Below are 23530 nucleotides of genomic sequence, written 5' to 3'. Positions count from 1 at the left end.
GATGGTCTTCGTAGAAGGGGCGTTTATCAGGCGGGCGTGAAATCGACGGCGTGCCGGCGCGCGAATTCGGCGGCCGAGATCGGGGCGCGCCCGACCAGTTGCTCGAAGGTGTGGGTCAGGCGGTCATATTGATTGTCGCGATGGAGCTGGGCCATCGTGGCCAGATGGGCCAGCAAATGCGGCGGCAGTTGCATCTCGCGCAGCTTGGCTTCCCACATCGCCGGCGGCACGTTGACGTAGTCGATAGTGCGGCCCAGGGCGATGCTGAATTGCTGCGCGATCTCGGCCAGCGTCAGCGACGCCGGACCGGTCAGCTCGTAGACCTTGCCGATGTGCGGCGCCGGATCGGCCAGCACGACGGCCGCAGCGGCGCCGACGTCGCTGCCGGCGATGGGCGAGGTCTTGCCGTCGGCGAAAGGCAGGCGGATGACGTTGTCGTCCCGGATGCCCTTGGCGCCCTGCACCAGGAACATGCCGTCGAAGAAGGCGGTCGGACGCAAATAGACCACCGGCAGGCCGGACCAGCGCAACATCTGCTCGGCCAGCCAGTGCTGCTTTTGCTGCGGGCTGGTGGTGGTGGCGGTATCGCTCATCTGCGACACCGTCATCTGCGACAGGTTGACGAAGGCTTGCACGCCCAGGCTTTTCGCCACGGCGGCGACGTTGGTGGCCGCTTCCAGATAGGTGGGCGAAATCGACATCGTGAAATAGACGACGGAGCAGCCCGCCATCGCGGCGCGCACGGCGATGATGTCGAGCATGTCGGCGACCACCACTTCGGCGCCCATGGCGCGCAGCGATTCGGCGCGGTCGTCGAGCGTGCGCACCATGGCGCGTACGCGGTGGCCCTGTTCCAGCAACAGGCCGATCGCCACGCGCGAGGTGGAGCCGACGCTGCCGGCGGCGCCGGTGATGAGGATGGTTTCCGTGGTCATGATGTTTCCTTATGAGAGGGTGAGGGTCAGGAATTGCCCGCTGCGCCGGCCGCCACCGCCGTGGTGGGCGTGCCGGCGGCGTTCGCGGGGTCGGTCCGCCAGCCGCCGCCCAGCGCCTTGTACAGGCTGATGCGGTTCTGCACTTCGGCCAGGGCGGTACGGATGGCTTGCTGCTGCACGGCGAACAGCGAGCGCTGCGCATCGAGATAGTCGAGATAGCTCGATTGCCCGCCGTCGTAGCGCAGCCTGGCCAGGTCGAAGCGGACCTGCTCGGCCTGTTCCTGGGCGCGCACGGCGCGTAATTCTTCGGTCAGCGTGGCGCGGCCGGCCAGCGCGTCGGCGACGTCGCGGAAGGCCAGTTCGATGGTCTTCTCGTACTGCGCCACGGCGATGTCGCGCTCGGCCCGGGCCACGCCCAGGTTGGCGCGGTTGCGGCCGCCGTCGAAGAGGGGCAGCGTCAGCTGCGGCAGGAAACTCCAGGGCGGCTGCCGGCATCGAACAGGCCGGACAGCTCGTTGCTGGCCGAGCCGAACGAGCCGGTCAGCGTGATGCGCGGGAAGAAAGCGGCGCGCGCCACGCCGATGTTGGCGTTCGCCGCGCGCAGCACGGCTTCCTGCTGGCGTATGTCGGGCCGCGCCGCCAGCAGGTCCGACGGCAGGCCGGCAGGCAAGTCCGCCATGACGTGGTCGGATAGCTGCACGGCTTGCGGGCCGGCTTGCCGGGCGGCCGGCGTGGGCGACTGGCCGGCCGTCAGCGACTGGCCGATCAGCACCGTCAGCGCGTTGTCGTCGCGGGCCCGCTGGCGCGTGTTTTGCGCCAGCGCCACGTTGACCGCTTCGAGCAGCGATTCGGACTGGCGCAGATCGTATTCGGAACTGGCGCCCTGCTCGAACAGCTGGCGTTGGCGCTGATGCGATTCGCCGCGGCTGGCCTGGGTTTGACGGCTCAGCTCCAGCAGGCGCTGGTCGGCCAGCACCGCTTCGTAGACCGTCGCCACTTCGCCGATCAGGCTGATCTGGACGCTGCGCCGCGCTTCGCCGGTGGCGGCGTAGCGTTCCAGCGCGGCCTGGCTCAGGTTGCGCACGCGGCCGAACAGGTCGACCTCGAACGAGGGCAGGCCGACGCCGGCGCTGTAGTCGCGCCCGAGGCCGCCGAACCCGCCCGGCGTGACCCGGTCGGGCACGCGCTGGCTGGCGGCGGACAGGCCGGCGTTGAGCGAGGGCAGGCGGTCCGCCGACTGGACCTGATACAGGGCGCGGGCGCGTTCGACGTTCAGCACGGCCACGCGCAGGTCGCGGTTGTGTTCCAGCGCCAGCGCGATGATGCGCTTGAGCTCCGGGTCGCGGAAGAAATCCTGCCAGGCGATGTCGTGCGCGGCGGCCGCGCCGTCGGCCGCGCCGGCGCCGGCCTCGGGCCAGGCCGCGGCGACCGGCAGAGCCGGCCTTTCATAGGTCGGCGCCAGCGAGCAGCCGGCCAGCAGCAGCGCCGTCAGCGCCAGCGGCAGTGTGTATCGATTACGGCGCGTCATGCGGCCTCCTGGGTGGCGGAACGGGAATCGAGCGGGTCGGGCTGGGCGGCCGGCGCGGCGGTGCGGCTCACCTTGAACCACAGCGAATACAAGGCCGGCAGGAACAGCAGCGTCAGCAAGGTGCCGACGCCGACGCCGCCGATCAGCACGTAGGCCAGCGGCCCCCAGAAGCTGGAATGGGTCAGCGGGATGAAGGCCAGCATGGCCGCCGCCGCCGTCAGGATCACCGGGCGGGCCCGGCGCACCGTCGACTCCACCACCGCTTCGTAGGCCGACAGGCCGGCGTCGCGGTCGTGGCGGATCTGGTCGACCAGGATCAGCGTGTTGCGCATCAGGATGCCGGCCAGGCCGATCAAGCCCAGGATGGCGGTGAAGCCGAAGGGCTTGCCGAACGCCAGCAGCGCCGGCACCGCGCCGACCAAGCCCAGCGGCGCGGTGGCGAACACCATCCACATCGTGGCGAAGGAGCGCACCTGGAACATGATGACCACCAGCATCAGGATTATCATCAGCGGGAACAGCTTGGCCAGCGCCAGATTGGCCTTGGCGCTTTCCTCGACGGCGCCGCCGGTGTCGATGCGGTATCCCGTCGGCAACGCGGCCTTCAGCGCTTCGAGCTGCGGCAGCAGCGCCTTGGTGACGTCGGGCGGCTGCACGCCGTCGCGCACGTCGCCCTGCACGGCGATGTAGGATTCGCGGTTGTAGCGTTTGAGCACGGCGTCCTCCATGGCCGGCTCCAGCCTTGCCACCTGCGACAGCGGCACCGTGCCGCCGTTGTCGGTGGTCAGCGTCAGGTTGCCGATGCCGTCCAGGCTCTGCCCTTCGCGGCGCGGACTGCGCAGCAGCACGTCGACCGAGCGCAGGCCTTCGCGCAGCTGGGTGGCGGGCGCGCCGTTGAGCAGCGCCTGCAACTGGGTGGCGGCGTCGCGCGGATTGAGGCCGACCTGGCGCAGGCGTTCCTGGTCCAGCGCCAGATGCAGCGTCGGCGTGCGGTTGCCCCAGTCGAGGTGGACGTCGAGCATGTCGGCGTTGCGCTCCATGACCGCGCGCACCTTGACGGCGATGCCGCGCACCTGGTCGAGGTCGGGGCCGACGACGCGGAACAGCACCGGATAGGGCACGGGCGGGCCGAACAGGAATTGGCTGACGCGCACGCGCGCCTCGGTGAAGCGGCCGTCGGCCACCATCTTGCGGATCTTCAGCTTGAGCGCGTCGCGCGCGGCCGGGCCGTCGGTCAGCACGATGACCTGGCCGAACGCCGGGTTGGGCAGTTCCGGATTGGCCGACAGGAAGAAGCGCGGCGCGCCGGCGCCGACGTAGCCGGAGACGATTTTCGCTTCCGACTCGGCGCCGATGGCCGCTTCGAGCCGGCGCAGCACGGCGTCGGTGGCGGCGAAGGCGCTGCCGGGCGGCAGGTTGACCTCGATGGTCAGCTCGGGCCGCTCGGAATTGGGGAAGAACTGTTTCTGCACCCGGCCCATGCCGACGATGGCCAGCACCAGCAAGGCCAGCGTGACGCCGGCGGCCAGCCATTTGTGGTCGACGCAGCCGCGCACCATGGCGCGCAGGCGCTGGTAGTTCTTGGTGGCGTAGATGGCCTCATGGCCGCCTTGCTTGACCGGTATTTGCGGCAGCAGCTGCACGCCCATGTAGGGAATGAACAGCACCGCCACGAACCACGAGGCGATCAGCGAGAACGCCACCACCCAGAAGATGTTGCCGGCGTATTCGCCGGCCGTGGAGCGGGCGAAGCCGACCGGCAGGAAGCCGATGATGGTGAGCAGCGTGCCCGACAACATGGGCGCGGCCGTGGCGCCCCAGGCGTAGGTGGCGGCGGCCACGCGGTCCATGCCCTCTTCCATTTTCACCACCATCATTTCGATGGCGATGATGGCGTCGTCGACCAGCAGGCCGAGCGAGAGGATCAGCGCGCCCAGCGTGATGCGGTCGAAGTCGCGCCCGGTGGCCAGCATGATGACGAAGACGGCCGACAGCGTCAGCGGCACGGCGGCGGCCACCACCAGCCCGACGCGGAAGCCCAGCGTGACCAGGCTGACCACGATCACCACCGCCAGCGCGACGACGAATTTAATCATGAACTCGTCGACCGAGGCGTCGATGGCCTGCGACTGGTCGGACACCTTGCTCAACACGATGCCGGTCGGCAGCGTGGCGCGCAAATCGTTTTCCTCGGCCGCCAGCGCCTTGCCCAGCTCCAGGCCGTTTTGCCCTTTTTTCATGACGATGGCCAGCATCAGCGCCGCTTCGCCCTGGGTGCGGATCGCATAGCTGGCCGGGTCTTCATAGCCGCGTTTGACGTCGGCCACGTCGCCCAGCTTGAGCGTGCGCTCGCCGGCGGCGATGGGTATGGCCTTGACGGTCTCGACGCTGTCGATGGCGCCGTCGAGCCGCAGTTGCACGCGCGGGCCGCTGGTTTCCACGAAACCGGCGGAGGTGACGTTGTTTTGCCTGGCCAGCGCATCGATCACGGCCTGGGCCTTGATGCCCAGGGTGGCCAGGCGCTGGTAGGAAATCTCGACGAAAATCTTTTGCTGCTGCTCGCCGAGGATGTTGATCTTCTGCACGCCGGGCACGCGCAACAGGCGCTGGCGCACGTCTTCGGCCTGCAACACCAGCTGGCGGTGCGGCACGGACTTGCCGACCAGCGAGAACAGCGAGAAATACACGGCGGAATATTCATCGTTGATGAGGGGGCCGACCACGCCGCGCGGCAGGTTCAGCGCCTCGTCGCCGAGCTTTTTGCGGGCCTGGTAAAACTGTTCCGGCACCTGGTCCGGCAGCGCGTAATCCTTCAGGTACAGCTTCATCGTGACCAGGCCGGGCCGCGCCGCCGTCTCCACGCGGTCGTAGAATTCCAGCTCCTGCAAACGCTTTTCCAGGCGGTCGGCCACTTGCTGCTGCATTTCCTCGGCGGTGGCGCCGGGCCAGACCGCCGAAATCGTCATGATCTTGACCACGAAGCTGGGGTCTTCGGCGCGCCCCAGGCGCAGCAGGGAAAACACGCCGGCCACGGCGATGGCGACGATCAGGAACAGCGTGACGGCGCGTTCGCGTACCCCGAAGGCCGATAAGTTAAAGCCGCTCATGAACCGCGCCCCGTTTTCACCGGCGCCAGCAGCTCGACCTTTTGGCCGGCCTTGAGCAGGTGGCCGCCGAAGGCCACCGCGCGCTCGCCCGCTTCCAGACCTTGCGACAGCCGCGCCTGCTCCTCGCCGAGGCGGGCGATCTTGACGGCGCGCAGGCTGACGGTGGACGTTTTGGCGTCGATCACCCACACGCCGGGGCCCTGGCCCTGGTCGACGATGGCGCTGACCGGCACGCCGATCTGCGGCGCCGCGCCGTCCTGCAGGCGCACGGTGACGGTGGCGCCCAGCGCCGCGGCGCCGGCGGCGCCGCCCAGCGTGTAGCGCGCCAGGTAAGTGCGGGTCTGGGCGTCGGCGACCGACGCCAGTTCGCGCAAGTTGGCCGCGAAGGTCGGACCGGGCTGGCCGTACAGAGCCGCCATCGCCGGACGCCGGGCCAGCGCCAGCGCCGATTCCGGCACGTAGACCAGCGCCTCGCGCGCGCCGTGGCGCGCCAGCTTGACCACGGTTTGGCCGGCGGCCACCACCTGCCCCGGCTCGGCCGGCACTTCCATGACGACACCGTCCGCGTCGGCCAGCAATACCGCATAGTCGTTCTGATGCTCGGTCTGGCGCGCGCGGGCGCGCTCGGCTTCGACCTGGGCATTGGCGGTCTGGGCCGCCGCCTTGGCTTGTTCATAGGCCTGGGTCGAGACGGCGCCGCTGCTCAGCAGCTTGCGCAAACGGGCTTCGTCGGACACGGCCTGGGCCTGGCGCGCCAGCGCCGCGTCGACGGCCGCGTGGGCGGCGCCGGAGGCCAGCACATAGTCGGTCGGATCGAGCCGCATCAGGGGCTGGCCCTTGCGCACGGTGTCGCCGGGATCGGCCAGGCGCTCGACGATCTTGCCGGCGACGCGGAAGCCCAGATTGCTTTCGGTGCGGGCGTGGACCACACCGGTGAAGCTGGCGCTGTCGGCGCCGGCCGGCGCCGCCGTGAACCAGGCCACTTTGGCCGTCGCTGGTGGAGGCGGAGCCGGTTTGCTGCAGGCGGTCAGCGCGGCGACGGCCAGCAAGATGGCGGCGCTGGCCGCGCGGCGCTGCGGCGGACGGTTGAAAATGGTGGACATCGGGTTCTCGCGTGTAGGTTTTATCAAGAGGGACGGAACGTCATTCATGATAAAATTCTGTATGTGGAAAAATACATAGTGACACGGTTTTTTGACTATGTCAAAAAAAACATAGTCAAGCTGCGCCCGCCGCAGGCCATCAGGGAGTCGAAGGTATGAGTGCAACGAAGATAGAAGCGAAGATGGAAACGAAGATGGAAGCGCAGAGTGCCAGCAAGAACGCCAAGCCGGTCAAGGAAAAGGCGCTGCACTATGTGCTGCTGGCCGGCATCTACAACGAGCCGCGCTCCGGTTACGAGCTGACCAAGTGGCTACAGATGGTGGGCCAGCATTGCTGGGCGGTGGAACACAGTTCCGTCTACCCTGCCCTGCGCGAATTGCAGAATGAAGCATGGGTCGAAGCCGAACGCCTGCCCGGCACGCGCGGACCCAAGCGTTCCATCTACAGCATCACGGATCAGGGTAGGGAAAGGTTGACGGCCTGGGTGGCGAACGCGTCGCCGCGCCCCGCCATCAAGGACGAGCAGATACTGCGGGTGCTGTGCTTCGACCTGCTGCCGCGCGACGTCGCGCTACGGCAGATCGCCGAAGTGCGCGCCGGCCACCAGGCCCAGCTTGAGTTCTTCCTGGCGCGGCAAGCGGGGTTGACGCAGGCGCAGCTGGGGGCGCTGATGGTGACCCGGCGCGGCGTGCTGGCCGAGCAGGCCTATGTCGACTGGTGCGATGAAGTGGCGCAAATGATCGCGCTGCGGCCGGACTGAAGCAGCCGACGGCCATGTCGCCGGCCGGCGTTCCTTGCCGGTCAAATTGCCGTCTTCGGTTCCACGGCGACGCCGCCGGCCGCGTGCAGCCCGCTCGGGTCGGGCTGCAGCAACACCGTGTTGTGGAGCGCCGCCAGCGCCTGCTGCGACAGCGCGGCGTCCTGCGGTGTCCGGGCGGGTTTTTTCTGCGCCGCTTGCAGCAGGTCGAGCAAGTCGCGCGTCAGCCGCACGGCGGTCGGCGTGGTCGTGTCCTCGCTCAGCTGACCCATCACATATTTCATCATCCGTGTCGATTGCTGCGCCGTTTGCTGCACGCTCGCCTGCGCCAGCGTGCCCTTGTCGTAGCGGACCTCGGCGTCGCTGCTGGCGTCGTCGCTGATCTGCTCGAAATAATAATTCTGCGACTGCTTGCTGCCGTCCAGGGCGAGCGGCAGGCCGGCCGACAACGGCTGGTGGAAGCTGGCGTCCAGATGGCTGTGCTGTTGCTGGGAAATCGAGCGGTCCGCCGGGCCGTGGCCGCCGACGGTGGTGGTCTGCGAGGTCTGGTAAGAAAAGGTATCGGCCTCGCCGGGCCGCATGGGATTGATATAGCTGGGACGTTCGGTCATCGAGGCGCTGAAATCGGCCAGCCCGGTCATCATGGCGTGGTCGCCGGCGCTCAAGGCGGACGCGGACGCCCGCCCCGTGTCGTGCTGCGGTAGGCTGGCGTTCATTTGCTCGAAGGCGTCCTTGAAGGTCGTCAGCATCGCCGCGTCGGCCTTGCCGCGACTGGCGGCCTGGTCGAATTGCTTCAGATAGCTGTCCATCGCCGCGCTGCGCTGGCGGCTGTCGCCCAGGCCGGCAAGGTGGCTCAGGTCGACGCTGACCTTGATGGCGCCGGCCGGGCCGTCCATGGCGACCGAGCGCTGCGTGCTGTCGGCGTGGAAGTCCATGGTCTGCGACTGGCCGCCGCCCAGCTGCACTTGCGCGTGCAGGTCGAGCGACGACAGCAGCGTCGCGTTGTAGTGGCTCAGGCCGCTGAGGTCGGGCTTGGGCGGCACGGCGCCGATACCGTCGATGGCGCTCTGGAACGCCGCGGCCAGCTGGCCCAGGGCGGCGCGGTCGGCGTCGCTGAGTTTGCCGCTGCTCTTGATTTGCACGGCCAGGCCCTTGTCCTGGCTGCCCAAGGTCACCGTCACCTTGATGCCGTCGGCCGTCTTGATGTCGAGCGAAATCTGGTTGGCGGCGGCGCCATGCAGCGCATTGCTCGACAGCGTGTCCAGGGTGGACGCCGTGGCGCCGGTCGAGGAAGCGGTCGCCGATTGCAGCACCGACTGCGAGTAATCGCCGCCGTCCGTGGCCAGGCGGGTCAGCAGCGCCGCGCCCAGGCCCTGGTAGCGGCCGGACAGCGGCTGGGCCGCGTAGTTCACCGTCATCAGCGAGGTGATGGCGTCGCTCGACTTTTTCTCCCACACCGGCGCGTTGAACACCGGCGGCTGCATGCTCGGCAGGCCGTCGGTGGACGATGCCAAAGATGCGGCGGACGGGCTGAGCGCGACGATGGTGGACGCCGGCGTGATGTCAGCCGGCGGCGCCGGCGTGGCGGCGAGCGCCCTCGCGGCGGCGCCGGACAGGGTCGGCAGCAGGCTGCTCACGGACGATATTGTAGTCATGACGGGGGCATTCGTGGGACTGCGCGGGTTGCTTACCGATCGTGGCGATCGGGCTTGCCAGCGGCGTTGCGGCCGATTGTTGGCCAGGCCATTATAGAAGTCCGGCAGCCGAAATAGGGGTGCCAATTCCCGGGGAAATGGCGGGCCATGTGCTCAGCGCGGCTCGGTGGCCTGGACCAGGCACTTCGACAGCTTGTCGAAATGCAGCAGGGCCGCCTGGGTGAGCTCGATCTGCTTGCGGCGCGTGTCTTCGGTATCGGACAACATGATCCAGCCTTTTTCGCGCATCGACGTCAGCCGCGTGTGCACGGTGGCCGGCGCGCCGAGTTCCTTTTTCGCCATCATGTCGCGCACGGACAGGCGCTGCTGGTCCTGGCCCGCGCGGGCGACGATGGTCAACATGCGCTCCTCCAGCGGGTCGAGCGCCGGCAACGACGGCAAGCCGCGCAAGGCTTCCGTCAGTTGCAGGAAGCGGAGGTAGATATCGGCGGGTCGGGTGGGTATCGTCATGGGGGCACGCAATATATCAGTTGTTTCAGCTTTGTTTCAGCAGCTATTTCAGCTTTGTTTCAGTGCGATTGCTATAAATTTTAGCATACCGCCCGCTTGCGGCCGCGCCCGTGGTGCCGCTCGGCTACCAGCCCTTGGGCAGCGTCCGGGGCGGGCCGGGCAAGAGCGCCAGCAAGCCTTTGCCCGTGTAGAGCACAATCAGGGTGCCGGCCAGGTCGCCGATGAACATCACGCAAAAACCCCGGATTAAATCTGCATCGCCATGCAGGCCGAACCAGATATGGTGCAACAAGGGACTGGCCACCGAACAGCCGACGGCGCAAATGAGCAGGCGTTTGGGCGTCAGGTTCGTCAGCGATGCGCGCAAGCCCAGGCGCTCCTGCGCGATGCGGTAGACCAGATAGGGGCCGATGGCGCCGGCGATCGCTCCCATCGTGGCCCGCAATTCGTCGCCCGGAAAGTAATACCAGTAGCAGGAAAACCAGCCGGTGATGAGCAGGCCGATGGCGCCGGGGCCGCCGAACAGCAGCGTGCATAGCAACCGGGTGCCGGCGGGCAGGTAAATCCAGCCTATGCCCTTGAGGAATTCGGCAGGGATGAAAAACAGTTCGTTCGCCAGCATCATCAAGCCGTGCATGGCGACCGTGGCGAGGATCAGGGACAGGTTCAGGCGCAGTTGCGGAGTGGGTTGATTCATGGTGAAGGCAAATTGCGGCGCGCTGACGGCGGTGTCGGGACTTGGAATTTCCACACCGTAACACAGCAGGCGGCGATCGGCCAGCCAGCGAAATCGCGGCGCGGCTGGCAAGCTTGGCCGCGTTTGGTTAGAATCCTCCCGCGCAGCATACCTCTCACCTTATGAAAGATCGCCCATGTCACCTATCAAACTTGCCATCGTCGGCGTCGGCAAAATCGTCCACGACCAGCACTTGCCGGCGATCGCGGGCAACGCCGCCTACACGCTGCTCGCTTCGGCCAGCCGCAACAACGCCATCGACGGCCTGCCCAGCTTCAAGACCATAGAAGAAATGCTGGCCGCCATGCCCGAGATCGAAGCCGTCTCGCTGTGCATGCCGCCGCAATACCGCTACGCGGCCGCGCACACGGCGCTGTCGGCCGGCAAGCACGTCTTCCTGGAAAAGCCGCCCGGCGCCACCCTGTCGGAAGTGGCCGACCTGGAAGCGCTGGCGGCGGCCAAGGGCGTGACCCTGTTCACCAGCTGGCATTCACGCTACGCGCCGGCCGTCCAGCCGGCCAAGGCCTACCTGGCCCAGCATGCGCCGACGTCCATGCACGTGATCTGGAAAGAAGATGTGCGCCACTGGCACCCTAACCAGGACTGGATCTGGCAGGCGGGCGGACTGGGTGTGTTCGATCCGGGCATCAACGCGCTGTCCATCGTCACCGAAATCCTGCCGTCGCTGATCTTCCTGACCGGCGCGACGCTGGAATTTCCGGAAAACCGCGACGCGCCCATCGCCGCCGACCTGCACTTCCGGAACGCGCAGGCGGTGCCCGTGCACGCCGAGTTCGACTGGCGCCAGACCGGCAAGCAGAGCTGGGACATCATCGTGACGACGGCCGACGGTGAGGTCAAGCTCAGCGAAGGCGGCGCGCGCCTGTCGATCGCCGGCGTCGAGCAGGCGCTGGCCAAGGAAGCCGAATATCCGTCGCTGTATCAGCGCTTCGCCGAACTGGTCGCCGCCGGCCGCTCGGATGTCGACGTGGCGCCGCTGCGCCATGTGGCCGACGCCTTCATGCTCGGCAAGCGCAAGCAGGTCGTCGCCTTCCACGACTAGGCGACCATAGCGGCGACGCCGGCGGTGCTCAGGTTTACGGCGCCGGCGCGAATAAATGCCTGGCCAGGAAATCGATGAACACGCGCAGCTTGGGCGAGTTGTGCTTGTTCGCCGGCCACAGCATGACGAAGGTGAGCTCGTTTTCGAGCATGCCCTCAAGCACCGGCAGCAGCAGGCCGCGTTCCAGCTGGTCCTGCAACACAAAGCGCGGCAGCATGGCGATGCCCAGGCCGGCCAGCGCGCTGTTCATGATGGTCTCCACATTATTGGCGATCATGCCTTCGTAAAACGCCGGCTCGGACTCGCCCGGCTCACGTCGCATCGGCCACGGTTCGATGCGGCCGCTGGTCTTGAACTTGTAGCGCAGGCAGGCGTGGCCGGACAGGTCGGCGGGACGCTTGGGCGTGCCGCGCCGCTTCAGATAGCCGGGCGACGCCACCAGCACATAATCGCAGGTGCCCAGGCGCCGGAACACCAGCCGCGAATCGCGCGGCAAACCGGCCCGGATGACGGCGTCGTAGCCCTCCTCGACGATGTCGACCACGCGGTCCGACAGGTCGATGTCGAGCTGGATCTCGGGATACTGTTTCATGAAGCGGTTCAGCGCCGGCATCAGCATGCCGCTCAGCTGGGGCATGCTCACGCGCAGCCGGCCGGCCGGACTGCCCGAATACTCGGACAGTTCGACTTCGGCGGCGTCGATTTCGCCGAGGATGCGCTTGCAGCGTTCCAGGAATAGCGCGCCCTCCGCCGTCAAGGTGACGCTGCGCGTGCTGCGGTGAAACAGTCGCACTTTCAGGCGCTCCTCCATGCGCGAAATACTCTTGCCGATGGCCGACGACGACACCCCCAGCGCGCGTCCGGCCAGCGTGAAGTTGCGGGTATCGGCCACCTTCACAAAAATACCGATGCCACCCAGGTTATCCATATCGTTCCTCCGTTCATACAGGCTATCTCTGCCTGTAATGTACCGCGCCGTCCCTGAATAATTGGCGCCGTTTTGGTCCGTACTGCTGCGCCGCATCCGGCCTGCATCGCCACGGCGCGGCGCCGGCCGGCGGCCCGTCCGCGCCCACGGACAAATTGTCCGCACTGTTACTCGCCGCCTCCCGTTTATATCGCTTCGATGCGGGTCTATATTGGTCTCACAGCAAAACGCCTCGCCGACAAGCCGGCCGCTGTCCACCTCACTTTTCCGCATAGGAGCAACACCGCATGAACAATCTGAAAAAAAGCCTGACCGGCTTGACGCTGGCCGCCGGCGCCCTGCTGTCGGCGACCGCCTGGGCCGCGCCGCAATTGCTGCACGCCTCGCAGACGGTCGATATCGCCGCCGCCCCGGACCGGGTGTGGGACCTGGTCAAGCATTACAGCGACCTGACGTGGGTGCCGCTGGTCAAGTCGTCGGCCTCGACCAAGGGCAACACCATCGGCTCGGTCCGCACGCTGGACTTGGGCGGCCCCAAGCTGACCGAGGAGCTGGTGAAATACAACGCGCAGGGACACAGCTACACCTACGCGATCCAGAACACGGCGGACAATCAAAAGGTCGTGCCCCTGAGTGATGTGAAGGCCACCATCAGCATCGCGCCGGGCAAGAACGGCGGCAGCCTAGTCACCTGGCAGGCCGAGTTCCACCGCGCCGACCACGCCGACGCGCCCGCCGCCGGCCGCGACGACGCCGCCGCGCAAGGCACCATGGGCGGCGTCATCACCGCCGGATTGGGCGGCCTCAAGGCCAAGGCCGAAGCGCTGTAAGCGCGCCGTCATCCACCATCGTCACCATCGTCACCAAGCGCCACCCATGGCCACCCATCGCCGGCACGCGCCGACGAGGCGCACTGGCGAACTTCATTATTTTAAATTTCAACACTTAAAGGTTATCGAACATGTCTAAGCTCACCAACAAAGTCGCCGTCGTCACCGGCGCATCCAAAGGCCTGGGCGCCGCCATCGCCAAGGCGCTGGCCGCCGAAGGCGCCGCCGTCGTCGTCAATTACGCCAGCAGCAAGGCGGGCGCGGAAGCGGTCGTCGGCGCCATCACGGCCGCCGGCGGCAAGGCCATCGCCGTCGCCGGCGATGTCTCCAAGCCGGCCGACGCCACCGCCATCATGGCCGCCGCCGTCGCCGCCTACGGCAAGATCGATGTGCTGGTCAACAATTCCGGCGTCTACGACTTCCTGCCCATCGAAGCGGTCACCGAGGAGCACTTCCACAAGCACTTCAACGTCAACGTGCTCGGCACGCTGCTGACCACCCAGGCGGCCCTGCCGTTCATGGGCGAAGGCGCCAGCATCATCAACCTGAGCTCGACCGTGACATCGTTCCACCCGCCGGGCAGCGCCGTCTACACGGCGTCCAAGGGCGCCGTCGATGCCATCACGGGCGTGCTGGCCAAGGAACTGGGACCGCGCAAAATCCGCGTCAACTCCATCAATCCCGGCCTGGTTGAAACCGAAGGCACGGTCACGGGCGGCCACATCGGTTCGGACTTCGAGCGCTACCTGGTGTCGCTGACGCCGCTGGGCCGCCTCGGCCAGCCGGAAGACATCGCCTCGGTCGCCGTCTTCCTCGCCTCGGATGACGCGCGCTGGATCACGGGCGAGAAGATCATCACCTCGGGCGGCCTGCGCTAAGCGACACAACAACGGCGCCGGGCTTTTGCAAGCGCGGCGCCGTCAGGCCCTGCCTCATCGCTCGCCCGCTCAGGCGATCTTGGTCAATTTCGACACTTGCACGTCGGCCAGGCCGGCGATGGCTTGCACCAGCGCGGCAAAGTGCGGCGTCGCTTCATGCTGGCGCAAGGCCTCGGCATCGCGCCACTCTTCCAGCACGATGAAACGGCCCGGCAGCTCGTTGTCGCTGTGCAGCTCGTAGCGCGAACAGCCGGCTTCGGCGCGGCTGGGCGGCACCACCCGTTCCAGCGCCGATTTCAAGGTCGCTTCGTGGCCCGGCTTGGCCACCAGCGTGGCCACCACTACCAATAGATTGCTCATTTTTTTTCCTGTTCAATACTGCATGCAAGCGCATGCGGGTTCATATGCAAAGCCCCCATGCGCCGCACGGGGGGCCACCATCATCGCACGCCCTTACGATCCGACTTGATAGCGTTCGAGCCAATGCGCGTACGGCGCCGGCAGCGTCCACGAGGCGCGGTCCACGCCCAGCTTGCGCGCCGCGTGATACGGCCAGTGCGGATTGGCCAGGTGGGCTTTGCCGATCAACACCACGTCGAGCGGTCCGTCTTCAATCGCGCTCTGCGCGATTTCCGGCGTGTCGAAGCCCCACGACGAGGTGATCGGCATGTCGACCTCCTTGCGGAAGCGCGCGGCGATCGGCTTCATGAAGGCCGGCGTGCCCCATGGAATGTTCACGTCCAGCGTGGTGAAGCCCATGCTCACGTCGAGCAAATCGAGGCCACCGCGTTTCATTTCCCTGGCGACGACGATGGCGTCGGCCACGGTCTGCTCGTCCTTGCCGTCGAACTCGATCACGCCCAGGCGCACGCTCAGCGGCAGATGTGCCGGCCACACGGCGCGCACGGCGTTGAAGGTCTCGAGCAAGAAGCGGCGGCGGTTTTCCAGCGTGCCGCCGTAGGCGTCGGTGCGCGTGTTGGCGTGGGCATTGAGGAAGCTGGCGGCCAGGTAGCCGTGGGCGAAATGCAGTTGCAGGAATTCGAAACCGGCGGCCAGCGCGCGCTTGGTCGCGGCGACGTAGTCGGCCTTGACGCGTTCGATTTCGGCCAGCGTGATTTCACGCGGCACCTTGGGCAGCAAGCCGCCCAGGGCGATGGCCGAGGGCGCGATGGTGTCCCAGCCGCGCGGGTCGTCGGCGGCGATGCTGTCGTCGCCTTCCCACGGGCGGTTGGCGCTGGCCTTGCGGCCCGCGTGCGCCAGCTGGATGCCGGGCACGGCGCCCATGGCCTTGATGGATGCGGCGACGCCGGCCAGCTGTCCGGCCTGGGCCTCGTTCCAGATGCCGGTGTCGCCCGGCGTGATGCGGCCTTCCGGCGACACGGCCGTGGCTTCGACGATGACGAGGCCGGCGCCGCCGCGCGCCAGGCTGGCGTAGTGGGCCCGGTGCCAGTCGGTGACGACGCCGTCGACGGCCGAGTAATTGCACATCGGAGAGACCACGATGCGGTTGCGGAATTGGACGTCTTTTAATTGGTAGGTATCAAAAAGGGAGGGCATGGTAATCCTGAAGTAAGTGAGCACGTCGGAGGCATTCCGATGCGAAGAATCGTAGCATCGAACACGCGGCCGATTGACGCGCGCCGGTCCGCACATTGCGTACCCGGGGTCCGCATGGCGGGCCCGCTTCCAGCGGAAAAAGCAGCGCGCCGGCCGGCCTCAGCGCAGGATCAGCAGGGCGCGGAAATCGTTGACGTTGGTGAGCGTGGGACCGGTGACGATGCTGTCGCCGAGCGCCTGGAAGAAGCCGTGGCCATCGTTGTTGTCCAGGCTGTCGGTCGGGCGCAGGCCGCCGGCCCAGGCGCGGCGCAGCGTGTCCGGCCCGATGTGGGCGCCGGCGATGTCCTCCAGGCCGTCGACGCCATCCGTGTCGCCGGCCAGGCCGTGGACGCCCTGCTCGCCTTGCAGCGCGATGGCGCAGGCCAGCAGGAATTCGACGTTCCTGCCGCCGCGCCCGCCGCCGCGCACGGTGACGGTGGTTTCGCCGCCGGACAGCAGCACGCACGGCGCGGCGAACGGCTGGCCGCGGCGCGCCGTTTGCAGCGCGATGGCGGCCATGACCTTGCCGACGTCGCGCGCCTCGCCCTCGATGCCGTCGCCCAGTATGTGCGGCGTGACGCCGGCCTGCGCCGCGACCCGGGCCGCCGCCTCCAGCGCCATTTGCGGCGTGGCGATCATCCTCACTTCGGCACCGGCCAGGCGCGGATCGTCGGGCTTGATGGATTCGCCGCGGCCGCTGCGCAGCACCTCCAATATGTGGTCCGGCAGCGCGATGGCGTAGCGGCCGATGATGGCCAGGGCGTCGGCGCAGGTGCTGGCGTCGCCCACCGTGGGGCCGGACGCGATGTCGCGCGGGTCGTCGCCGGGCACGTCGGAAATGAGCAGCGTGACGACCCTGGCCGGATGGCAGGCGGCGGCCAGGCGGCCGCCCTTGATGGCCGACAGGTGGCGGCGCACGCAGTTCATTTCGCCGATGCTGGCGCCGCAGCCGAGCAGCGCCCGGTTGACCATTTGCTTGTCTTCCAGGCTGATGCCGTCTGCCGGCAGCGGCAGCAGCGCCGAGCCGCCGCCGGAAATGAGGCAGAGCACGGTGTCCTCGGCGCTCAGGCCCTGCACCAGGCCGAGGATGCGGCGGGCGGCGGCCAGGCCGGCGGCGTCCGGCACCGGATGGGCGGCTTCGACTATCTCGATGCGCTCGCACGGCACGGCGTAGCCGTAGCGCGTGACCACCAGGCCGGACAGCGGCCCCGGCCAGTTGCGCTCGACGGCGCGCGCCATGGCGGCCGAGGCCTTGCCGGCGCCGATCACGATCAGGCGTCCCTTGGGCGCCTCCGGCAAGGCGGCCGGAACGCACAGGTCCGGCTGCGCCGCCGCGATGGCCGCGTCGAACATGCGGCGCAGCAGCGCGCGCTCGCCGTCGCCGGCTTTCTCGCTTGGGTGAACACTCATCTTATTCTCCACGCGGCGGCGTCAGGCGCTTGCCTTACGCGCCACCGCCAGTTCGGCCGTCCCATGATCGGCCGTTCCATGATCGGCCGTTCCATAATCGGCGCTCTCATCCGGCGAGTATAGCCCGCGCATTTCCTCGGCGGTCGAATCGCCGTTGAGCACGCGCTGCATGCGGTCGCGGTCCAGCGCGCCGACCCACTGCGCGATGGCCATCGTGCCGACCGCGTTGCCGATGGTGTTGGTGATGGCGCGCGCCTCGGACATGAAGCGGTCGACGCCCAGCAGCAGCACCATGCCCGCCACCGGGATCTTGCCCATCGACGCCAGCGTCGCGGCCAGCGTGATGAAGCCGGAGCCGGTGACGCCGGCCGAGCCCTTCGACGTCAGCATCAGCACGCCCAGCACGACCAGCTGGTCGGTCAGCGTCAGCGGCGTGTTGGTGGCCTGGGCGATGAAGATGGCCGCCATGGTGTAGTAGATGCACTGGCCGTCCGGATTGAAGGTGACGCCGGCCGGCACGACGAGGCCGACCACCGGCTTGGCCACGCCCGCGTGCTCCAGCTTGCGCATCAGCTGCGGCACCACCGATTCCGACGAGCTGGTGCCGAGCACGGTGAAGATTTCATCCTGGATGTAGCGCAGGAACTTGAGCAGGCTGAAGCCGGACACCCGCGCGACCAGGCCCAGCACGACGAACACGAACAGCACGCAGGTCAGGTACATGCAGCCCATCAGCTGCGCCAGCGAGACCAGCGAACCGAGGCCGTACTTGCCGACCGTGAAGGCGATGGCGCCGAAGGCGGCGATCGGCGCGATGCGCATGATCATGCCGACGACGATGAACATGCTGTTGCAGAAGGCGTCGAGGAAATCGACCACGGGCTTGGCGCGCCGTCCCATGTGCGACAGCGCGATGCCGAACACCGTGGCGAACACGAGGATCTGCAGGATGTCGTTCTTGGCCAGCGCGTCGACGGCGCTGGAGGGGATCATGTTGAGCAGGAAGTCCGTCACGCCGGTCGACTTGGCGGCGGCCGCCGTGTAGTTGGCGATGCTGGTGGTGTCGAGCGTGTGGGCGTCGACGTTCATGCCGACGCCGGGCTTGCCGAGGTTGACGACGATGAGGCCCAGCAGCAGCGCGAAAGTCGACATCACCTCGAAATAAATCAGCGCGCGCAGGCCGACGCGGCCCAGCTCCTTCATGCTCTCCATCTTGGCGATGCCGAGCACGACCATCGCGAAGATGACGGGCGCGAACACCATCTTGATGAGGCGGATGAAGACGTCGCCCAGCGGCTTCAGGTCGGCGCCGAGCTTGGGGTAGAAAAAGCCCAGCAGGCCGCCGGCGATGACGCCGATCAGCACCTGGACCTACAGCCTTCCAAAAAATCGCTTAGACATGGTGGTCTCCTGTTATGTCTTGCTACCCGGCTCGCCGCTCGGCTTGCCACTCGGCTTGCCGCCTGGATCGCGCCCCAGCCGCTCTTACGGCGGCTTGGGGCGGACCTGCGCCATCGGCGCGTATATTGTTTGCCGCCGCGCGGTTTATGCCGCCTGCCGCTCCCGGCCCGCGGTCAGGCGATCGCAGACGGCGCGCGTCACCTCGGCGGTGGTGGCATTGCCGCCCAGGTCGCGCGTGTGCAGCGCCGGGTTGGCGGTGACGCTTTCGATGGCCTGCATCACACGCTGCGCGGCGTCGTGCTCGCCCAGGTGTTCGAGCAGCATGACGACGGACCAGAAGGTGCCGACCGGATTGGCCAGGCCCTGGCCCATGATGTCGAAGGCGGAACCGTGGATGGGCTCGAACATCGACGGATAGCGGCGCTCGGGATCGATGTTGCCGGTCGGCGCGATGCCCAGGCTGCCGGCCAGCGCGGCGGCCAGGTCGCTGAGGATGTCGGCGTGCAAATTGGTGGCGACGATGGTGTCCAGCGTGGCCGGACGGTTGACCATGCGCGCCGTGGCGGCGTCGACCAGTTCCTTGTCCCATGTGACGTCGGGGAAGTCGCGCGACACGGCCAGCGCGATCTCGTCCCACATCACCATCGCGTGGCGCTGGGCGTTGCTCTTGGTGACGACGGTCAGCAGCTTGCGCGGCCGCGACCGCGCCAGCGTGAAGGCGTAGCGCAGGATGCGCTCGACGCCGACGCGCGTCATCATCGAGACGTCGGTCGCCACTTCGATCGGATGGCCCTGGTGCACGCGGCCGCCGACGCCGGAATATTCGCCCTCCGAGTTTTCGCGGACGATGACCCAGTTCAGGTCCTCCGGCTTGCAGCGCTTGAGCGGGCCGTCGATGCCGGGCAGGATGCGGGTCGGGCGCACGTTGGCGTACTGGTCGAAGCCCTGGCAGATCTTCAGGCGCAGGCCCCACAGCGTGATGTGGTCGGGGATGTCGGGGTCGCCGGCCGAGCCGAACAGGATGGCGTCCTTGCCGCGCAGCGCGTTGAGGCCGTCGGCCGGCATCATCGCCCCGTGCCGGCGGTAGTAGTCGCCGCCCCAGTCGAAGTCCTCGAAGGCGAACTGGAAGGTGCTGCTGCCGGCGGCCAGCGCGGCCAGCACCTGGCGGCCCGCCGGGACCACTTCCTTGCCGATGCCGTCGCCTGGAATGGTGGCGATTTGGTAGGTTTTCATTTGCTGTCTCCTGGGTGGATGTCTGAGGGTGCAGCCACTGTAAACGGTGGACGAAGCAAAGTAAGCGGCCTAAACTCAATCCATTGTTAACCCACGACTCAACAATCAACATGAGCACGCCCACGGGATTTCAACCCGCCGAACTGGGTTTTATTGTCGCGCTGTCGAACGCGGGCAGCCTGAGCGGCGCGGCGCGCGAGCTCGGCATCACGACCTCGGCCGTCAGCAAGCGGCTGTCGCTGATCGAGGCGCGGATCGGCATCGCGCTGGTGAACCGGACCACGCGGCGCATGAGCCTGACGCCCGAGGGCGAGGTGCTGCTGGAGCACGCGCGCCGCATCCTCGGCGAGATCGCCGATCTGGACCAGCTGCTGAGCACGTCCAAGGGCGTGCCGAAGGGACAGCTGAGGGTCAACGCGACGCTGGGATTCGGCCGCCTGCATATCGCGCCGGTGATTTCGCACTATGTGCTGCGCTATCCGGAGGTGGAGGTGCAGCTGCAGCTGTCGGTCGATCCGCCGGCGCTGACGGACGACCGCTTCGATGTCTGCATCCGTTTCGGCGCGCCGACCGACGCGCGCGTCATCGCCAGGCGGCTGGCGTCGAACCGGCGGCTGCTGTGCGCGTCGCCGAAATATCTGGCCCGGCACGGTGAACCGAAGTCGCCGGCCGACCTGCGGCGGCACAACTGCATCAGCATCCGCCAGGGCGACGAAGCCTACGGCCTGTGGCGTTTGTTTGCCGGGCGGGAATCGGAGCGGGACGCGGAGGCGGTCAAGGTGCGCGGCAACCTGGCCACGAACGATGGCGAAATCGCCGTCAACTGGGCGCTGGACGGCCACGGCATCTTGCTGCGGGCGGAGTGGGACCTGGAGCGCTATCTGAAAAGCGGACGGCTGGTGCAGGTCTTGTCGGGATATCGGACGCCGGACGCGGATATTTATGCGATCTATCCGCAGCGGCATCAGCTGTCGGCCAGGATACGGACGTTTGTCGAATTCCTGGCCCAGCGGTTTGAGCGTTTCGACTGAGCGCGGCGGCGTTCGGCCGCCGCGCCCCGACCTTGGATCAGGCCGGTTTTTTGCCCAGCGCCACCAACAGCAGCGCCGACAGTGCCGCGATGCCCGCGCCGAAATACATGGCGCCGGCGATGCCGCTCATATCGATAATCAAGCCGCCGGCCAGCGAGCCGAGCGCGATCGAAATCTGGAAGTTGGCGACAAACAAAGCCATGCCGCCCTCCGGCACGTCGGTCGCCGCCTTCGCCATCCACACTTGCAGCGCGACCGGCATGGCGCCGTAAGCGAGTCCCCACACCGCCAGCAGGGCGACGGCCCACACCTTGGAGTGGCCCAGCGTCGGCAGTAGCAACAGCGGCAGCAGCACGAACAATATCGTCAGCAGGAAGGTGGTCTTGACGTTGCGGCCGGCGCCGGCGCCGCCGGCGAAGTTGCCCAGCAGGCCGATGGCCGTGTAGCCCAGCAAGATCGAGGAAATCGCCTTGCCGTCGAAGCCGGACACTTGCGCCAGGAACGGCGTCACATAGGTGTAGGTGGCGAATTGTCCGCTCAGTATCAGGAACATGGCGATCAGGCCCACCTTGCCGTTGGCGGTGCGCCAGATGCCGAGCAGGTCGCGCGCGGCGACGCTTTGCTTGACGTGCAGCGGCGGCAGGAAGATAAATTGCAGCACCAGCGCGAAGGCCGACAGCAGCAGCGACACGCCGAAGGCGGGACGCCAGCCGACCAGGTCGCCCAGCAGCGCGCCGGCCGGGCCGCCGATCAACATGCCGATGGAGACGCCGGCGAAGATGATGGAGGTGGCCCGCGCCGCGAATTTTGCCTCGACCAGGCGGCCGCCCAGACCGGCGCCGATGGCCCAGAAGCCGCCCAGGCCGATGCCGAACAGCACGCGGCCGGCGATCAGGACGGCGAAGTTGGGCGCCAGCATGTCCACCAGATTGGAAACCATCAGCAAGGCGCTGAGCACCCACAGCACGAAGCGCCGGTCCAGATTCTTGATCGCCACCGTCAAAAAGGGCGCGGCGATGGCGGCCAGCAAGCCCGGCGCCGTGACCATGTAGCCGGCCGTGCCTTCGCTCACGCCGAGGCCGGCGCTGATGTAGCGCAGGATGCCGACCGGCAGGAATTCGGTGGTGCAAAACACCGCCGCCGTCAGCGCGATGGTGAAGACGGCGACCCAGGCATTGGCCTGGGGTGCGGCGACCGGCGAGCTGGCCGTATCGCGTGCCGGGGATGAGGCGGCTGCTTGTACGTTGGACATGGCATTCCTTTGAAAGTTCTACATGGAAACATCATAGGCTAGGTTTTATTAAAGAAAAACAGCCCGCACTTCCATACACTTCGGACAAAAACAACTTAAATCGACGCCGCTGTCGGCCCAGCCAGCGCCATTTCCAGTCCCAATTCCAAAAACACGTCGAGCGCCTGGCGGTCCTTGGCGACGCGGGCGCGCAGCACGGCGCCGGCCCAGGCGTCGAGGAGGAGGACGGCCAGGTCGTCCGGCGCGTGGGCCGAGGCGATGCTGCCGTCGGCCTTGCCGTCGCGTATGGCGCCGGCGATGGCGTCGGTCCAGATGCGGTAGACGGCGGCCAGGCGCTCGCGGATCAGCGGGCTGCTGTCGCCCAGTTCCGCGCTCAGGTTGCCCAGCAGGCAGCCGTGGATGAAATCGTTGCCGCTGAAGTTGTCGCTCAAACCGCAGAAGTAGTCGCGCAGACGCTGTTGCGGCGCGATCGCCCGGTCGGCCAGCACCAGCCGGCGCGTGCCGCTGGCGCCGTAGCGCTCCACCGCTTCGGCGCCCAGCGCTTCCTTGCTGTCGAAGTAGTGGTAAAACGAGCCCTTGGGCACGCCGGCCGCGCGGGCGATGTCCTGCACGCCGGTGGCGTGGTAGCCGTTCTGGTGAAATAATTTCAGACCGGCATCCAGAATGGCGGTCCTGATATCGAGTTTTGCCATGATGGTTGCACCATTATTAATTGACCGGTCTACTATTGTTGGGAGTTTTTGATGCGGATGCGGGGCGACCCGGCACGGACTCATTACGATCCGCGATGATCCGGCGCCGCCCCGCTGCGCTTACGCAGGCTGGGCCATGATGTCGTTGAACTGGTCGACGAAGGCGTGCTCGTTGACGCCGGCGTTGGCGCGCATGGGCTGGGCGCGTTCGACCAGGATTTCGGTCGCGTCGGTGCTGAGCACGGCGATGGTTTCGGCGATGAATTCCTGCAACGGCATGGCGCGCGGCTCGTCCTTGCTGTCGAGCAGATCGGTCTGCACCCACGGCGGCGACAGTTCCAACACTTTCACCGAGGTGTTTTTCAGGTTCCAGCGCAGCGACATGGTGTAGGAGTGCAAGGCCGCCTTGGTCGACGAATAGACCGCGCTCATCGCCATCGGCACGAAGGCCAGCACCGACGACACATTAATCAGCGTCGCCGACGGTTGCTGTTTCAAGTGCTCGATCAGCGCGCCGGTCAGGCGGATCGGTCCCATCAGATTGGTCGTGATGGTGGTTTGCAGCAGGTCTTCGTCGATGGCGGCGGCGGCGTTGTCGATCTGCATGACGCCCGCGTTGTTGACCAACACATTCAGTTGCGGGAAGTCGGCGATCAGCCTGGCGCTGACGGCGTTGATGCTGGCGACGCTGCTGATGTCGAGCTCGACCGATTTCATGCCCGGATTGGCGGCCGTCACTTCATCGAGCAGGGCCTTGCGGCGGCCGGAGATGATGACCTGGTTATCGAGACGGTGCAGTTCTTCGGCCAGGGCGCGGCCGATGCCCGAGGTGCCGCCGGTGATGAGGATGGTATTTCCGCTGAGTTTCATGATATTTCCTTTAT

At 67.1% G+C, this 23530-nt stretch carries 20 protein-coding genes and 1 pseudogene; 5 read left to right on the top strand and 16 right to left on the bottom strand.

Annotated elements, in window-relative coordinates:
- Positions 1-26: 26 nt before the first annotated feature.
- The 4 genes and pseudogenes from Q0S71_RS18750 to Q0S71_RS18735 all read right to left on the bottom strand — a co-directional run bounded on the left by Q0S71_RS18750 (position 27) and on the right by Q0S71_RS18735 (position 6673).
- A complete protein-coding gene (locus Q0S71_RS18750) occupies positions 27-935 on the bottom strand; it encodes an NAD(P)H-binding protein (protein ID WP_295999249.1) in 909 nt (302 codons plus the stop codon).
- Positions 936-961: 26 nt separating this feature from the next.
- Positions 962-2463, bottom strand: a pseudogene (locus tag Q0S71_RS18745) (efflux transporter outer membrane subunit).
- A complete protein-coding gene (locus Q0S71_RS18740; protein ID WP_295999244.1) occupies positions 2460-5570 on the bottom strand; it encodes an efflux RND transporter permease subunit in 3111 nt (1036 codons plus the stop codon). Before Q0S71_RS18740 ends, Q0S71_RS18745 begins: the two are co-directional and overlap by 4 nt.
- Positions 5567-6673 (bottom strand): efflux RND transporter periplasmic adaptor subunit, encoded by a 1107-nt coding sequence (locus tag Q0S71_RS18735; protein ID WP_295999241.1) that lies wholly within the window; start codon positions 6671-6673, stop codon positions 5567-5569. The genes Q0S71_RS18740 and Q0S71_RS18735 overlap by 4 nt, the downstream gene beginning before the upstream one ends.
- A gap of 155 nt (positions 6674-6828) precedes the next feature.
- Here Q0S71_RS18735 and Q0S71_RS18730 point away from each other — a divergent pair, with 155 nt between their 5' ends.
- Entirely contained in the window at positions 6829-7434 is a 606-nt protein-coding gene (locus Q0S71_RS18730) for a PadR family transcriptional regulator (protein ID WP_295999238.1), read from the top strand.
- Between the two features lie 41 nt (positions 7435-7475).
- Here the strand turns inward: Q0S71_RS18730 and Q0S71_RS18725 are convergent, their stop codons facing one another.
- From Q0S71_RS18725 to Q0S71_RS18715, 3 genes are all read right to left on the bottom strand, one after another.
- Positions 7476-9086 carry a hypothetical protein gene (locus Q0S71_RS18725; RefSeq protein WP_295999236.1) on the bottom strand — a complete coding sequence of 537 codons (1611 nt, stop codon included), beginning with the start codon at positions 9084-9086 and terminating at the stop codon, positions 7476-7478.
- Between the two features lie 153 nt (positions 9087-9239).
- Positions 9240-9596 carry a winged helix-turn-helix domain-containing protein gene (locus tag Q0S71_RS18720; protein ID WP_295999233.1) on the bottom strand — a complete coding sequence of 119 codons (357 nt, stop codon included), beginning with the start codon at positions 9594-9596 and terminating at the stop codon, positions 9240-9242.
- A 124-nt stretch (positions 9597-9720) separates the two neighbouring features.
- Positions 9721-10293 (bottom strand): hypothetical protein, encoded by a 573-nt coding sequence (locus Q0S71_RS18715; RefSeq protein ID WP_295999231.1) that lies wholly within the window; start codon positions 10291-10293, stop codon positions 9721-9723.
- Positions 10294-10468: 175 nt separating this feature from the next.
- Here Q0S71_RS18715 and Q0S71_RS18710 point away from each other — a divergent pair, with 175 nt between their 5' ends.
- Positions 10469-11395, top strand: a complete 927-nt coding sequence (locus Q0S71_RS18710; RefSeq protein WP_295999228.1) for a Gfo/Idh/MocA family oxidoreductase — start codon at positions 10469-10471, stop codon at positions 11393-11395.
- 34 nt (positions 11396-11429) lie between these two features.
- On the opposite strand, the gene Q0S71_RS18705 is transcribed toward Q0S71_RS18710, so the two are convergent.
- Entirely contained in the window at positions 11430-12323 is an 894-nt protein-coding gene (locus Q0S71_RS18705) for a LysR family transcriptional regulator (protein WP_295999224.1), read from the bottom strand.
- A 287-nt stretch (positions 12324-12610) separates the two neighbouring features.
- Here Q0S71_RS18705 and Q0S71_RS18700 point away from each other — a divergent pair, with 287 nt between their 5' ends.
- Both Q0S71_RS18700 and Q0S71_RS18695 read left to right on the top strand, forming a co-directional pair.
- On the top strand, positions 12611-13153 hold the full coding sequence (locus Q0S71_RS18700) for an SRPBCC family protein (protein WP_295999221.1): 543 nt from the start codon (positions 12611-12613) through the stop codon (positions 13151-13153).
- Between the two features lie 131 nt (positions 13154-13284).
- Positions 13285-14031 (top strand): glucose 1-dehydrogenase, encoded by a 747-nt coding sequence (locus tag Q0S71_RS18695; RefSeq protein WP_295999218.1) that lies wholly within the window; start codon positions 13285-13287, stop codon positions 14029-14031.
- A 69-nt stretch (positions 14032-14100) separates the two neighbouring features.
- On the opposite strand, the gene Q0S71_RS18690 is transcribed toward Q0S71_RS18695, so the two are convergent.
- From Q0S71_RS18690 to Q0S71_RS18670, 5 genes are all read right to left on the bottom strand, one after another.
- Positions 14101-14391 (bottom strand): putative quinol monooxygenase, encoded by a 291-nt coding sequence (locus Q0S71_RS18690; RefSeq protein ID WP_295999215.1) that lies wholly within the window; start codon positions 14389-14391, stop codon positions 14101-14103.
- 93 nt (positions 14392-14484) lie between these two features.
- Positions 14485-15588, bottom strand: a complete 1104-nt coding sequence (locus tag Q0S71_RS18685; RefSeq protein ID WP_295999212.1) for an NADH:flavin oxidoreductase/NADH oxidase — start codon at positions 15586-15588, stop codon at positions 14485-14487.
- 159 nt (positions 15589-15747) lie between these two features.
- Positions 15748-17037, bottom strand: a complete 1290-nt coding sequence (locus Q0S71_RS18680; protein WP_295999209.1) for a glycerate kinase — start codon at positions 17035-17037, stop codon at positions 15748-15750.
- 21 nt (positions 17038-17058) lie between these two features.
- The gene (locus tag Q0S71_RS18675; protein ID WP_295999205.1) at positions 17059-18402 is read right to left on the bottom strand and encodes a dicarboxylate/amino acid:cation symporter; all 1344 of its coding nucleotides are present in this window, start codon (positions 18400-18402) and stop codon (positions 17059-17061) included.
- A 180-nt stretch (positions 18403-18582) separates the two neighbouring features.
- Positions 18583-19671 (bottom strand): tartrate dehydrogenase, encoded by a 1089-nt coding sequence (locus Q0S71_RS18670; protein WP_295999201.1) that lies wholly within the window; start codon positions 19669-19671, stop codon positions 18583-18585.
- 110 nt (positions 19672-19781) lie between these two features.
- On the opposite strand from Q0S71_RS18670, the gene Q0S71_RS18665 reads away from it, so the two are divergent.
- Positions 19782-20702 (top strand): LysR family transcriptional regulator, encoded by a 921-nt coding sequence (locus tag Q0S71_RS18665; protein WP_295999197.1) that lies wholly within the window; start codon positions 19782-19784, stop codon positions 20700-20702.
- A 37-nt stretch (positions 20703-20739) separates the two neighbouring features.
- Here Q0S71_RS18665 and Q0S71_RS18660 read toward each other — a convergent pair whose 3' ends face one another.
- From Q0S71_RS18660 to Q0S71_RS18650, 3 genes are all read right to left on the bottom strand, one after another.
- Positions 20740-21954, bottom strand: coding sequence for an MFS transporter (locus tag Q0S71_RS18660; protein ID WP_295999193.1), 1215 nt, complete (start codon positions 21952-21954; stop codon positions 20740-20742).
- Between the two features lie 95 nt (positions 21955-22049).
- A complete protein-coding gene (locus Q0S71_RS18655) occupies positions 22050-22646 on the bottom strand; it encodes a TetR/AcrR family transcriptional regulator (protein WP_295999190.1) in 597 nt (198 codons plus the stop codon).
- A 120-nt stretch (positions 22647-22766) separates the two neighbouring features.
- Positions 22767-23516, bottom strand: a complete 750-nt coding sequence (locus Q0S71_RS18650) for an SDR family oxidoreductase (RefSeq protein ID WP_295999188.1) — start codon at positions 23514-23516, stop codon at positions 22767-22769.
- Positions 23517-23530 lie beyond the last annotated feature (14 nt).

The sequence above is a fragment of the Rugamonas sp. genome, assembly GCF_025354735.1.
Taxonomy (GTDB): Bacteria; Pseudomonadota; Gammaproteobacteria; order Burkholderiales; family Burkholderiaceae_D; genus Rugamonas.
Note: the sequence above shows the minus strand (reverse complement) of the source record. Positions and strands in the feature narration are given on the sequence as shown.

Bases quoted from the DNA above. Each gene is read 5' to 3' on its own strand.
- Q0S71_RS18720 (WP_295999233.1), bottom strand. From the start codon at position 9,596: ATGACGATACCCACCCGACCCGCCGATATCTACCTCCGCTTCCTGCAA.
- Q0S71_RS18705 (WP_295999224.1), bottom strand. From the start codon at position 12,323: ATGGATAACCTGGGTGGCATCGGTATTTTTGTGAAGGTGGCCGATACC.
- Q0S71_RS18740 (WP_295999244.1), bottom strand. From the start codon at position 5,570: ATGAGCGGCTTTAACTTATCGGCCTTCGGGGTACGCGAACGCGCCGTC.
- Q0S71_RS18650 (WP_295999188.1), bottom strand. From the start codon at position 23,516: ATGAAACTCAGCGGAAATACCATCCTCATCACCGGCGGCACCTCGGGC.
- Q0S71_RS18660 (WP_295999193.1), bottom strand. From the start codon at position 21,954: ATGTCCAACGTACAAGCAGCCGCCTCATCCCCGGCACGCGATACGGCC.
- Q0S71_RS18725 (WP_295999236.1), bottom strand. From the start codon at position 9,086: ATGACTACAATATCGTCCGTGAGCAGCCTGCTGCCGACCCTGTCCGGC.
- Q0S71_RS18695 (WP_295999218.1), top strand. From the start codon at position 13,285: ATGTCTAAGCTCACCAACAAAGTCGCCGTCGTCACCGGCGCATCCAAA.
- Q0S71_RS18690 (WP_295999215.1), bottom strand. From the start codon at position 14,391: ATGAGCAATCTATTGGTAGTGGTGGCCACGCTGGTGGCCAAGCCGGGC.
- Q0S71_RS18750 (WP_295999249.1), bottom strand. From the start codon at position 935: ATGACCACGGAAACCATCCTCATCACCGGCGCCGCCGGCAGCGTCGGC.
- Q0S71_RS18665 (WP_295999197.1), top strand. From the start codon at position 19,782: ATGAGCACGCCCACGGGATTTCAACCCGCCGAACTGGGTTTTATTGTC.
- Q0S71_RS18735 (WP_295999241.1), bottom strand. From the start codon at position 6,673: ATGTCCACCATTTTCAACCGTCCGCCGCAGCGCCGCGCGGCCAGCGCC.
- Q0S71_RS18655 (WP_295999190.1), bottom strand. From the start codon at position 22,646: ATGGCAAAACTCGATATCAGGACCGCCATTCTGGATGCCGGTCTGAAA.
- Q0S71_RS18700 (WP_295999221.1), top strand. From the start codon at position 12,611: ATGAACAATCTGAAAAAAAGCCTGACCGGCTTGACGCTGGCCGCCGGC.
- Q0S71_RS18715 (WP_295999231.1), bottom strand. From the start codon at position 10,293: ATGAATCAACCCACTCCGCAACTGCGCCTGAACCTGTCCCTGATCCTC.
- Q0S71_RS18710 (WP_295999228.1), top strand. From the start codon at position 10,469: ATGTCACCTATCAAACTTGCCATCGTCGGCGTCGGCAAAATCGTCCAC.
- Q0S71_RS18730 (WP_295999238.1), top strand. From the start codon at position 6,829: ATGAGTGCAACGAAGATAGAAGCGAAGATGGAAACGAAGATGGAAGCG.
- Q0S71_RS18680 (WP_295999209.1), bottom strand. From the start codon at position 17,037: ATGAGTGTTCACCCAAGCGAGAAAGCCGGCGACGGCGAGCGCGCGCTG.
- Q0S71_RS18685 (WP_295999212.1), bottom strand. From the start codon at position 15,588: ATGCCCTCCCTTTTTGATACCTACCAATTAAAAGACGTCCAATTCCGC.
- Q0S71_RS18670 (WP_295999201.1), bottom strand. From the start codon at position 19,671: ATGAAAACCTACCAAATCGCCACCATTCCAGGCGACGGCATCGGCAAG.